This window comes from Sanguibacter suarezii NBRC 16159 (assembly GCF_001552735.1).
GTDB classification, from domain to species: domain Bacteria; phylum Actinomycetota; class Actinomycetes; order Actinomycetales; family Cellulomonadaceae; genus Sanguibacter; species Sanguibacter suarezii.
Window position 1 is genome coordinate 151,719 of record NZ_BCRT01000004.1, and the last position, 12,305, is coordinate 164,023.

The window sequence follows — 12,305 nt, forward strand, 5'->3', positions numbered from 1 at the left end:
GGAGCGGCCCGAGAGTGCCCCTGCGGTGCTGGTCTACTGGCAAGACCCGCGTGCGCCGCACCCGTCGAACGACGTCGCTCGACGCACCAGGTCGCACGCCATGCACCGACACGTCAGTAACGCCGACCGGACCGCAGACGCCGGACGGCACATGCAAAGGAGCATCCTTCGTGACCACGACAGTGGCGAAGCCGCCTCTGAGCCCCAGGTGGCTCGAGCGCCGGCCGGGCGCGGGCACCCGCGCGAGCACCGCCGTCGTCCCTCTCGGCCTCGACCTGCGCCGTCCGAACCGTGCCTGACCTGACCACCCCGTCCCGAGGAGACTCACCCATGTCTGTAGAACTCACCGCATTCGAGAAGGCATCGCTGCTCAGCGGGGCCTCCGTCTGGGAGAGCCGAGCGGTCCCGCGCGCCGGGATCCGGTCGCTCATCCTGGCTGACGGCCCGCACGGTGTCCGTCGCCAGGTGGGTTCCTCCGACCACCTGGGGATCAACGCCTCCAGCCCGGCCACCTGCTTCCCCACAGCGGTGACCATCGCCAGCACGTGGAACCCGGCCCTGGCGCAGGAGGTCGGCGAGGCCCTCGGAGCCGAGGCGGCGAACCTCGGCGTCGACGTGCTGCTCGGCCCGGGCCTGAACATCAAGCGCAGCCCGTTGTGCGGACGCAACTTCGAGTACTTCTCCGAGGACCCGTTCCTCTCCGGCGCCCTCGCCACCGGCTATGTCCGGGGCATCCAGTCCCAGGGCGTGGCTGCCTGCCCCAAGCACTTCGCCGTCAACAGCCAGGAGCACCGGCGCATGACGTCGGACTCCGTGGTCGACGAGCGGACGCTGCGGGAGATCTACCTCACCGGCTTCGAGAAGGTCGTCCGTGAGGCCGCCCCGCGGACAATCATGTCCAGCTACAACCTCGTGGACGGCGTCTACGCGAGCGAGAGCCGTCACCTGCTCCAGGACATCCTGCGCGACGAGTGGGGATTCGACGGCGCAGTCGTGACCGACTGGGGCGGCGGCAACGACCCCGTCGCCGCAGCGCTCGCCGGCGGCACGCTGGAGATGCCGTCACCCGGCTTCGACTCGGTCCGCCAGCTGCTGGCCGCGATCGAGGACGGACGGATCACCGAGAGCGACCTGGACCCCCGCGTGGCGGAGATGCTGGCGCTGGGTGAGTGGGCAGACCGCCGCGATGCACGCCCGGTGGACCTCGACGCCCACCACGCCCTGGCGCGTCGTGCCGCCGCGGCCGGTCACGTCCTGCTCCGCAACGAGGACCAGGTCCTCCCGCTCTCCCCGGGCACCCGCGTCGCCGTGATCGGCGACTTCGCGACGACCCCTCGCTACCAGGGCGCCGGGTCCTCCCTGGTCAACCCCACGCGTCTGTCCGTCCCCTCCGAGGTGCTCGCCACCTCCGGCCTCGAGGTCGTGGCCACCGCGCAGGGCTTCCAGCGCTCCGGCGCGCCAGACGACGCGCTGCGCGAGGAGGCCGTGCGCGCAGCGCAGGGCTCCGACGTCGTGCTGCTGTTCCTGGGGCTGGACGAGGTCTCGGAGTCCGAGGGACGCGACCGCACGCACCTGCGCCTGCCGGACAACCAGGTGGCGCTCCTGCAGGCCCTCGACGCCGCCGGTGCGACGGTCGTCGTCGTCCTGGCTGCCGGGTCTCCGGTCGAGATGCCGTGGCTGGGCTGCACCCAGGCGCTGCTGCACGGATTCCTCGGCGGGCAGGCCGGCGCGGAGGCCACGGTCGACGTGCTCACCGGGCAGGTCAACCCGTCAGGCCGCCTCGCCGAGACGTACCCCGTCCGGCTCGAGGACACCCCCGCCCACCGCTGGTACGGGGCGGACGACGTCCTGGAGTACCGCGAGGGGCTGTTCGTGGGCTACCGGTACTACTCCACCGCCGGGGTGCCGGTGCTGTTCCCCTTCGGATTCGGGCTCAGCTACACGACCTTCGAGTACTCCGACCTCTCCGTCACCGAAGGCGGCGCGACGTTCACCGTGCGCAACACCGGTTCCCGTACCGGGGCCGAGGTGGCCCAGGTGTACGTCGCCCGTGACAGCGAGGGTGTGCACCGCCCGGCGCGCGAGCTCAAGGGATTCGCCCGGGTCGAGCTGGCACCGGGGGCCTCGCGCACGGTCACCGTGCCGCTCGACGAGCGAGCCTTCGCCCACTACAGCACCGAGCTCGGCGGCTGGGCCGTCGAGCGTGGCACCTACTCCGTCCACGTGGGCTCCAACGTCGCCGAGACCGCGCTGCAGGCGACGCTCGAGGTCGACGGCGTCGAGCCGGTCTCCGACGCGGCCCGGCTGCCGCACTACGCCGCAGCTGACGTCACCGACGTCTCCGACGCGGAGTTCGAGGCACTGCTCGGCAAGCCGCTCACCGCTCCGGCGCAGGCCGCGCTGCTCGGCCTGAACGACCCGCTGCTCGCCATGCGCGGGGCCCGCAGCCCGCTGGCCCGCTTCGCCGCCTGGGTGCTGCGGTCCTTGGAGAAGCGCGCTGAGCGTCGCGGGAACCCTGACCTCAACCTGTTCTTCCTGCAGAACATGCCGCTGCGCGCCATCGCCAAGATGACGAACGGGTCGGTCAGCACACCGATGGTCGAGGCGATCCTCACGATCGTCAACGGCAAGCACCTGCGCGGGATCGGCGCGCTCATGGGGGCCACGGCGAAGAACATCCGGTCGACGCGCACCATGCGCCGGGCGCTCACGGCCGGCCACGACCCGCGCTGACCTGATCTGCCACTGATCTGCCACTGACCTGCGACAGCCCTCGCCGACCCTGACCACCGAGAAAGAGACCTGACATGCTGCGACGGATCGGCGAGGCCTGGAAGGGCCTTGAGCAGAGACGCCCGGGAACTGCGCAGTTCCTCATGTTCTTCGTGCTGAGCAACGGCGTGACCGCGCTGCAGCTGGCGCTCATGCCGGTGTTCAAGAGTGCCTTCGGTCACACCGCCCTGGTGAGCACCGCCTTCCAGGTCTTGCCGATCGGGGCGAACGTCGACGGGTCGCAGTTCTTCGTCTTCGACTACGCCGCTGGGGCATTGCCCCAGGGTGGAGGGGGTCTGGCGTACTTCCTCGCGGTGCAGATCACGCTGCTCATCGCGCAGGTCATCAACTTCTTCCTCCAGCGCAGGGTGACCTTCCGGTCCAACTCGAGCATCTGGCGGGCCGCTGCCTGGTACCTGCTCGCCTATATCATCATCACCTTTGCCGCAGCAGCGTTGCAGGGCCTGTACAAGGCCCCGATCTACGACCTGCTGATGACGACCTGGGGTTGGGGAGAGTTGGGCGGCACCGTCGCCGACGTCGTGACGATGATCATCAACAGCGCACTGTCCTTCTGGGTCTTCTTCCCCATCTTCAAGGTCATCTTCAAGCGTGAGCCCGAGCTGCATCTCGAGCCCGCGCCGGCCACCTCCCGAACGGCGGTCTGACACCATGACCGCGAAGCTGCTCACCGTCGTGGTGCCGAGCTACAACTCGGCAGACTACCTGCACCGCTGCCTGGACTCCCTCGTCCCAGGCCCGGCGGACACCGAGGTCGTCGTCGTGGACGACGGCTCCCGCGACGCGACCGCTCAGATCGCCCGTGGCTACGCCGAGCGGTTCCCCGGCATCGTGCGGGTGGTCTCCAAGCCCAACGGCGGTCACGGCTCGGCGATCAACGCCGGGCTGGCCGTCGCCCAGGGGCGCTACATCAAGGTCGTCGACTCCGACGACTGGGTGGACCGCGGGGCCTACGCGTCGTTGCTGGACATGCTGCGGGAGCGGGCGGAGCGCGGCGAGGACGACCTCGACGTCGTCGTGAGCAACTTCGTCTACGAGAAGGACGGCCGACGCACCAAGCGCGCGGTGCGCTACCGCGACGTGCTGCCGGTGGGGGAGGTCTTCGACTGGGACGACGTCGAGGCCTTCGGGGTGTCGCAGTACATCCTCATGCACTCCCTGGTCTACCGCACGGCTCTGCTCGTCGAGTGCGGCCTGGTGCTGCCCGAGCACACCTTCTACGTGGACAACCTCTACGCCTACGTCCCGCTCGCGGACGTGCGGACGATGTACTACCACGACGTCGATCTGTACCGGTACTACATCGGCCGGGCCGACCAGTCCGTCAACGAGAGCGTCATGATCTCGCGGCTGGACCAGCAGCTGCGGGTCAACCGGATGATGCTGACGCACCTGCAGGAGGTGCGCAGCCGCGACGACGTGTCCAAGGGGCTCGTCCGCTACCTCGTGCACTACGCCAAGATCGTCTCCGCGGTGTCCTCGGTGCTGCTCGCGCGGGCGGGGACCCCTGCTGCCCTGGAGGAGCGGGACCGCTTCTGGCGCGAGGTCCGCGAGACGGACCCGTGGCTGTACTCCCGGCTGCGCTCGCGCTCGGTCATGGGGCAGGTCGCCAACCTCCCCGGGCGGCCCGGGCGGGGTCTGTCGGTCCTGGCCTACCTCGTGGCCCAGCGAGCCGTCGGCTTCAACTAGGACCTTCGACCCGACTGTGAACGGTGTCATGACGGACGTCCGGCCGCGGCGTCGTGCGCGATCGCAGCCGCGCGAGACCCCCTTTCCGGAGGTGTTCGCGGGCTCGCTCGACAGTCTGTGCGCACAACCCGACAGGTTGTGCAGATCGAGGCGGCGGCAGGTGGGAATCGGGTTGTGATGAGGTCGCTGAGCTCCGGTGAGGGACACCACGTGTGCCACAGGTAGCGCAGGCCCGACCGGATGTGGCGACTGTGACGTCGACCAGGTCCGCAGGGCAGTCAAAGGAGACACGCGTGGACACACGCTTGTGCGACGAAAGGGAAGGTCGATGACGACTACGTCAACACGCCATCACATGAAGGCGAAGGGCATCAAGGGAGCGGCGCTCGTCACAGGGATCGCCATGCTCGCTCTGGCTGGTTGCTCCAGCTCAGCCTCCGACGAGGGAGACGCCCCCGCCGGCGGCAACGCCTTCACCACGCGGGAGGTCACGGACGGCACGACCGACTTCGTGGTCGTCACCAACCCGGGCGACGGACCGGTCCTGTCCTACGGTGCAGACAGCGGGATCGAGCTGCTCACCGAAGAGGTCGACGGACAGACGCTCGCGTTCAAGGACATGAACGCCAACGGCACGCTCGACGTGTGGGAAGACTGGCGCGAGAGCGCCCAGGACCGTGCGGCGGACCTCGCGGCGACCATGTCGGTCGAGCAGGTCGCCGGGCTCATGCTGTTCAGCTCCCACGAGCGCTCTCCTGCTGACGGCCTGACCGACGCGCAGAAGACGTACCTGTCGGAGTCTCACCTGCGCAACGTCCTCAACGCTGCAGCCAGCGACGTCGAGGCGACCGTGCCGTGGGTCAACGCCATGCAGGCCTACGTGGAGACGCTGGCCACCGAGGACACCCCGTACATCCCGGTGAACTTCAGCTCTGACCCTCGGTCCTCCGCAGGCTCAGCCGGCTACAACTCCAGCGGCGTGGACATCTCGCGCTGGCCCTCCAGCCTGGGCCTGGCCGCGACCTTCGACGCCGAGCACACCCAGACCTTCGCCGAGATGGCCTCCGCGGAGTACCGCGCCCTGGGCATCACCACGGCGCTGAGCCCGCAGATCGACCTCGCGACCGAGCCGCGCTGGCTGCGTGTCGGCGACACCTTCGGCGAGGACGCGGAGCAGAACACCGAGCTCGCGGCCGCCTACGTCGACGGCTTCCAGGGCTCTGCCGGCGAGGACGGATGGGGCGTCCAGTCCGTCAACGCCATGATCAAGCACTGGGCTGGCGACGGTCCCGGCGAAGGGGGACGCGAGTCCCACACCGAAGCCGGCAAGTACGGGGTGTACCCGGGCGGCAACTTCGACGAGCACACCCAGGCCTTCCTGGGGTCCCCGGACGCTGCCGCCATCATGACCGCCTACTCGATCGCGCTCGACGCCGACGGACAGCCGCTCCTGGGTGACCGTACCGGCACCGCGTACGACGAGGGCCGCATGGCGCTGCTGCGCGAGGAGCACGGCTACGACGGCGTCGTGGTCACCGACTGGGGCGTCATGACCGGCGCCGACGACGCCGACGCCTTCATCGCGATGGCCTGGGGCGCCGAGGAGCTCACCCCGGCCGAGCGCTACCTGCAGGTGCTCAAGACCGGGCACGACATGTTCGGTGGCGTCAACGACGCGACCTACCTGCTCGAGGCTGCTGAGCTGTGGCAGGAGAAGTTCGAGGCTGGCGAGCTGGACGAGGACGCCGAGGCGCGCTTCCAGGAGTCCGGCGCGCGCATCCTGACGATGTTCTTCAACCCCGGTCTGTACGAGAGCGCCTTCCTCGACATCGAGGAGTCGAAGGCGATCCTCGCCAGCGACGACAAGGTCGCCGCGGGCTACGAGGCCCAGCTCGACTCGGTGGTCATGCTCAAGAACGACGGTGAGACCATCACCGCGAGCGAGACCGCTGACTGGTCCGACAAGACGGTCTACATCCCGCACACCTTCAACCTCGGCCTGGCCGGCGCCTTCGGCCCCGCCACGCTCACCGAGTACCCGAGCCTGGCGATCGAGGCCGCCGAGGAGATCTTCGGCACCGTCCTGACCGACACCGTCGAGCTCGACGCGGACGGCAACGTCGTCTCCCAGACGGCCCCCGACCTGTCCGACGTGGACCTCGTCCTCGTCGGGATGGACAGCCCGGACAACGGTGGCACCTTCACCAACGCCGGCCGGGACGCCGAGACGGGCGACTTCTACCCGCTGTCGCTGCAGTACCGTCCGTACACCGCTGACGGCGAGAACGTGCGCCAGGTCTCGATCTCGGGCGACATCCTCCCCGACGGGACGCAGCAGAACCGGTCGTACTTCGGCAAGACCTCGCACATCCTCAACGAGGCTGACCTCGACGCCTTCGAGCGTGCGATCACGGCCATCGAGGCCACCGGCAAGGACATCCCGGTGATCACCGTCCTCAAGGCGGCCAACCCGGTCATCCCGACCGAGTTCGAGTCCCGCTCCGACGCGATCGTCGTCGGGTTCGGCACGAACGACAAGGCTCTCATCGAGGTCGCCCTCGGCCTGCACGAGCCCAAGGGACGCCTGCCGATCCAGTTCCCCGCCGACATGAACACCGTCGAGGCGCAGTTCGAAGACGTCGCGAAGGACGTCACGCCGTTCACCGACTCCGTCGGCAACGTCTACGACTACGGCTTCGGCCTGAACTACGCGGGACCGATCTCGAACTGATCGACGCGACCACTGGGTGGCCGGCGGCACCAGCTGCCGGCCACCCAGTCTCCGGATCGGCGGGCAGCACCACTCCCACCGACACCGGCACGCACGACCGACTGCGGGGTGGGCCCGTGGTCAGATCTCATGAAGGAGCAGACATGAAGCGCAAGAAGATGCTGACCACCGGCCTCGGCCTGCTGATCACCGTGACCGGTGTGCTCGGGCTCGCCGCGTGCGGCAGCGACGAGAGCGGTGCGGAGACCCCGTCCGGCTCCTCCTCCGAGAGCGCCTCGGTCGACGTCGACGTCGCAGACGACCTGGAGAACGCCCGGACGGCCATCGCCGACGCGCTCGCCGAGGACGACTCGTGGGGTCAGATCATGCTGGCCAGCGACGTCAAGGCGCCCACCGTGAAGTACGGCATGCTCGTCGTGCCCTACACCCCCTCCGACGCCGCCTCGCGCGTGCAGGGCACCGTCACGATCACCGACGGCGCGTACACGATCGAAGCCGACTCGGCCGCCTCCGGCCAGACGTGGCAGATCGACCAGGACGGCACGATCACCGAAGCGTCGAAGTAACAGCTCGGAACACCGTCCGGTCATGGGTCACCCCCATGATCTGATCACTGATCGCACTCGAGGAGAACTGCAGTGAACGCCAAGGCAAAGAACGCCGATCGCGAGAAGAAGCCGATGTCGAACAAGAAGTACCTGTGGATCTGGGCACCCGCTCTCGCGACGGTGACTGTGATCACCGTCGTGGCGAACGTGGGCCTCAACGTCGCCGGAGGCTGGGTCGCATCCCAGTTCGGATCCGGTACGTACGAGTTCACGAACGCGGAGGAGTCCGCCGCCTGGGACACCGAGTACTACTCGTCCGACTTCGACGACATCGACGCGGTCGACGAGGCCGCCAAGGCGCTCGTCGAGGAGATCTCCGGCGCAGGCATCGTCCTGGCCAAGAACGAGGCCGGTGCGCTGCCGCTGGCCCCCAGCTCGAGCGTGACGATGCTGGGCCGCGCGGCCGCGGACCCGGTGTTCGGCGGGTCCGGTTCCGGTTCCGTGGACACCAACTCCGCGGTCACCGCCCGTGGTGGCCTGGAGAACGCGGGCCTCGTGGTGAACGACGAGGTCTTCACCACGATCGAGGCGTTCGCTGCAGAGAACCCGCGCGGCTACATCGAGATGGACAACCCCGGCGCCTCCACCTACTACATCGGTGAGATGCCGGTCGCCGACTACCAGGCGACGTCAGCCTCCTTCGAGCAGTACTCCGACGCCGCCGTCGTCTACGTCGGCCGTCCGGGCGGTGAGGGCGGCGACCTCACGCAGGACATGACCGACTGGGACGACAACGCCGAGGCCGGTCAGCACCAGCTCGAGCTGAACAAGGACGAGCGGGACCTGATCGAGCTGGCGAAGTCCAGCTTCGAGACGGTCGTCGTCGTGGTCAACGCCTCGACGACGATCGAGATGGGTGACCTCCAGGCGGACCCCGAGATCGACGCGATCCTGCTGGCAGGGTCGCCGGGCGCGACCGGTCTCAACGCGCTCGGTCGCGTGCTGACCGGTGAGGTCAACCCCTCCGGCCGCACCGCGGACCTGTGGGCGGCTGACTTCACAGCGGACCCGACCTTCGTCAACTTCGGCGGCTACGTCTACGACAACGTCGAGGCGTCCTTCCCGGTCTCCGCCATCGAGACGGCGACCTCCAACGCGACGGTCACCTCCGAGGCACCGTTCGTCAACTACGCCGAGGGCATCTACTTCGGCTACCGCTACTACGAGACCGCAGCGGCCGAGGGCTTCATCGACTACGACGCCGCGGTGGTCTACCCCTTCGGCTACGGGCTCAGCTACACGGACTTCACCTGGGAGGTCGCGAGCACCGAGGCCGGTGACGTGGACGGCACCGTCTCGGTGACCGTGAACGTCACCAACACCGGTGACACCGCGGGCAAGGACGTCGTGGAGCTCTACTACACCGCGCCCTACACCGCCGGTGGCATCGAGAAGTCCGAGGTCGTCCTGGGCGGCTTCGCCAAGACGGACCTCATCGAGCCCGGTGCCAGCGAGAGCGTCGTGATCGACCTCGCGGTCGAGGACATGGCCTCCTACGACCACCTGGACGCCGAGGCGTACGTCCTGGAGGCCGGTGACTACACCATCTCCGTGCGCACCGACTCCCACACGGTCGCCCCGGGCACCGAGCCGATCACCTACACCGTCGACTCCGACGTCGTGTTCTCCGGTGACGACCACCGCTCCTCCGACCTCACCGAGGTCACCAACCAGTTCGACGACGTCTCGGCGCAGTTCAGCACCGAGCCCACCGAGGGCAAGGTCCTGTCGATGTCCCGCGCGGACTTCGCCGGCACCTTCCCGACGGCCCCGACCCCGGACCTGTTCGTCGCGGACGAGGCTGTCATCGAGGGCTTCGCCGCCTGGGACTACGACGCACAGGCCGAGGCCTTCGAGGGCGAGAAGCCGGCGACGGGCGAGCGCTCCGAGCTCGCGCTGATCGACCTGCGCGGACTGCCCAAGGACGACCCCCAGTGGGAGGACCTGCTCGACTCCATCTCGGTCGACGACATGACCGGCATGCTCCTCAACGGCGCCTACCAGACGGCCGCGATCGGTTCGATCGCCAAGCCGCAGACCGTCGAGCCTGACGGACCGGCTGGCCTGTCCTCGTTCATCAACTCCTCGATCAACGGTGTGGCCTACCCCTCGCAGGTCCTCATCGCCCAGACCTGGGACGTGGACCTGGGCACCGCCATGGGCACGATGATCGGCAACGAGGTGCTGCAGAAGGACCTCAACGGCTGGTACGCCCCCGCGGTCAACCTGCACCGCTCGCCCTTCGGCGGCCGGAACTTCGAGTACTACTCCGAGGACCCCTTCCTCTCCGGCGCCATGGCCACCGCGGTGTCCAACGGTGCGGCGGACAAGGGTGTCTACACGATGCTCAAGCACTTCGCGCTCAACGAGCAGGAGACGAACCGCGTCAACAACGGCATCGCCACCTGGGCCACCGAGCAGACGATCCGTGAGGTCTACCTCAAGCCCTTCGAGATGGTCGTCAAGGACACCTCGATGGACGTCCGGTACATCTCTGACGAGGACGGCACGATCTCGGAGACGACGATCGGCGCCGGCGGCATCATGAGCTCCTTCAACCGGATCGGTGCGGTCTGGGCCGGCGGCTCCGAGGCGCTCATGACGACCGTGCTCCGTGATGAGTGGGGCTTCGAGGGCTTCGCCATCTCGGACTTCAACCTCTACCCGTACATGAACCCGAACCAGAGCATCAGCGCTGGTACGGACCTCACGCTGACCTTCCAGCCGTCGAAGTCCTTCGGGGACACGTCGTCGGCCAAGGCCGTGACGGACATCCGCAACGCGACCCACAACATCCTGTTCACGGTCGCGAACTCCAACGCGATGAACGGGATCGCGCCGGGGGCCACGGTCTCGTACACGCCGCCCACCTGGGTGTACATCCAGATCGGCGCCACCGTGGTGATCGGCCTGCTCGTGCTGGCAGGCGGGCTCATGGTGACGCGTCGCGTGCTGCGTCACCGCAAGGACGAGGCCGACGTCTCCGCACCGGCTCTGGCCGGGGCCGGGGCCGGGGCTGGTCGCCCGGGCGACGAGTCCTGACCAGCAGCGTCTAGCTCCCCGTCGGGCAGGAGGTGGTCCCCACCACCTGCCCGGCGGGGAGTTCTGCATTCCCCCGCTCCGCTCCTTACAACGATGGAATCGCATCTAGAGTGGGGGCATGCTCCCAGGTCCAGTCCTCGACCGCGCCCCGACGCGGCAGGCCCGACGGGCACGGCTGGCCGTCTCCGTCCTCTTCGCGCTCAACGGCTTCGTCTACGCCAACCTGCTGCCTCGCTATCCCGAGCTCATGGCGAGCCTGGGGCTGACCAAGGCCGGCCTGGGCACCGCGATCGCCGGTGCTCCGCTCGGCGCGCTGGTGGGCGGGCTCGTCGCCGGGCAGGCGGTCGCCCGGTGGGGATCACGCCGGGTCGCGCTCACCGGGGCGGTCGCCATGGCGCTGGTCTTCGCCGGCGTGGGCTTCGCCGGCTCGTGGGCCGTCCTCGTCGCGCTCATGGTCGGCACCGGGATCTTCGACGCCCTCGTGGACGTGGGGGACAACGCCCACGGGCTGCGGGTCCAGCGGATCTATGGCCGCTCCATCATCAACGCCCTGCACGGGGTGTGGTGCGTGGGTGCGGTGGCCGGTGGGCTCACGGGGTCCCTCGCGGCCGCGGTGGCCCTGCCGCTGACCGTCCATCTGCCGCTGGTCGCCGCGGGGGTGCTGGTCACCGTCGTGCTCGTGGCTCCCCTCATGCTCCCCGGACTGGACCGCAGCGAGACCGAGGCCCCGGAGCTGGTCGGCGCCGCGCTCACCGGTGGTGCGCCCGGCCCGCGGCGACGCCCACGGGTCCTCGGGCGCCTCGTCGGGCTCGGTGCGATCGCGACGATCGGCGCCATGGTCGAGGATCTGGGCAACTCGTGGGGTGCGGTCTACCTCGTCGACGAGCTCGGTGCGCCCACGGCCCTGGCCGGCAGCGCGTTCCTGGCGATGATGAGCGCGCTGCTGGTCGGCCGCTTCGTCGCCGACCGGGCGGTCGACCGGTTCGGCCCCCGCTCCGTGGTCGCCGCCGGATCGGTCCTGGTGGTCGTGGGGATCGGTGCGACGATGGCCTGGCCCACCCTGACGATGACCTACGTGGGCTTCGCCCTTGCAGGCCTCGGGGCCGCCGTGATGATCCCGCTGGCGACGACGACGGCGGACGAGATCCCCGGGCTCGCCCCGGGCACCGGCGTCGCCTTCGTCAGCTGGTTCATGCGGTTCGGCTGCTTCGCCGGTCCGCCCGTCATCGGCCTCATCGCCGACGGCGCAGGGTTGCGCCTGGCCTTCGGGGTGGGCGTGGCAGCCGGTGCGCTGGGGATCGTCCTCGCGCCGCTGCTCGCGGCACGGCGCACGGCGGCAGGTGCACCCTCCGCCGGCTGACAGACAGGTTGTGCGCGTCAGCGCGCAGGTTGTGCGCACGGGGCCGTCGGGCGGCGGCTGGTCGGGTCGAATAGGGCATCGA

The 12,305-nt window shown here is 69.1% G+C and carries 8 protein-coding genes; all 8 read left to right on the forward strand.

Annotation, left to right across the window (positions count from 1 at the left end):
* Positions 1-170 precede the first annotated feature (170 nt).
* On the forward strand, positions 171-299 hold the full coding sequence (locus SS2_RS18095) for a hypothetical protein (protein ID WP_281178650.1): 129 nt from the start codon (positions 171-173) through the stop codon (positions 297-299).
* Positions 300-330: 31 nt separating this feature from the next.
* Positions 331-2,733, forward strand: coding sequence for a glycoside hydrolase family 3 C-terminal domain-containing protein (locus SS2_RS01985; protein WP_066460701.1), 2,403 nt, complete (start codon positions 331-333; stop codon positions 2,731-2,733).
* A 74-nt stretch (positions 2,734-2,807) separates the two neighbouring features.
* Positions 2,808-3,440 carry a GtrA domain-containing protein gene (locus SS2_RS01990; RefSeq protein WP_066460702.1) on the forward strand — a complete coding sequence of 211 codons (633 nt, stop codon included), beginning with the start codon at positions 2,808-2,810 and terminating at the stop codon, positions 3,438-3,440.
* Positions 3,441-3,444: 4 nt separating this feature from the next.
* The gene (locus SS2_RS01995) at positions 3,445-4,482 is read left to right on the forward strand and encodes a glycosyltransferase family 2 protein (RefSeq protein WP_066460703.1); all 1,038 of its coding nucleotides are present in this window, start codon (positions 3,445-3,447) and stop codon (positions 4,480-4,482) included.
* Between the two features lie 355 nt (positions 4,483-4,837).
* Positions 4,838-7,213: a glycoside hydrolase family 3 N-terminal domain-containing protein gene (locus tag SS2_RS02000; RefSeq protein WP_066460704.1), complete on the forward strand. Its 2,376-nt coding sequence runs from the start codon at positions 4,838-4,840 to the stop codon at positions 7,211-7,213.
* Between the two features lie 143 nt (positions 7,214-7,356).
* Entirely contained in the window at positions 7,357-7,779 is a 423-nt protein-coding gene (locus SS2_RS02005) for a hypothetical protein (RefSeq protein WP_066460705.1), read from the forward strand.
* Between the two features lie 72 nt (positions 7,780-7,851).
* Positions 7,852-10,863 (forward strand): glycoside hydrolase family 3 protein, encoded by a 3,012-nt coding sequence (locus tag SS2_RS02010; RefSeq protein WP_066460706.1) that lies wholly within the window; start codon positions 7,852-7,854, stop codon positions 10,861-10,863.
* A 118-nt stretch (positions 10,864-10,981) separates the two neighbouring features.
* Complete coding sequence (locus SS2_RS02015; RefSeq protein WP_066460707.1) at positions 10,982-12,223, forward strand: MFS transporter; 1,242 nt, start codon at positions 10,982-10,984, stop codon at positions 12,221-12,223.
* Positions 12,224-12,305 lie beyond the last annotated feature (82 nt).

What these genes read in the sequence shown, in the direction of transcription:
- SS2_RS01985 (WP_066460701.1), top strand. Translation starts at nt 331, where the DNA reads ATGTCTGTAGAACTCACCGCATTCGAGAAGGCATCGCTGCTCAGCGGG.
- SS2_RS01990 (WP_066460702.1), top strand. Translation starts at nt 2,808, where the DNA reads ATGCTGCGACGGATCGGCGAGGCCTGGAAGGGCCTTGAGCAGAGACGC.
- SS2_RS01995 (WP_066460703.1), top strand. Translation starts at nt 3,445, where the DNA reads ATGACCGCGAAGCTGCTCACCGTCGTGGTGCCGAGCTACAACTCGGCA.
- SS2_RS02000 (WP_066460704.1), top strand. Translation starts at nt 4,838, where the DNA reads ATGAAGGCGAAGGGCATCAAGGGAGCGGCGCTCGTCACAGGGATCGCC.
- SS2_RS02005 (WP_066460705.1), top strand. Translation starts at nt 7,357, where the DNA reads ATGAAGCGCAAGAAGATGCTGACCACCGGCCTCGGCCTGCTGATCACC.
- SS2_RS02015 (WP_066460707.1), top strand. Translation starts at nt 10,982, where the DNA reads ATGCTCCCAGGTCCAGTCCTCGACCGCGCCCCGACGCGGCAGGCCCGA.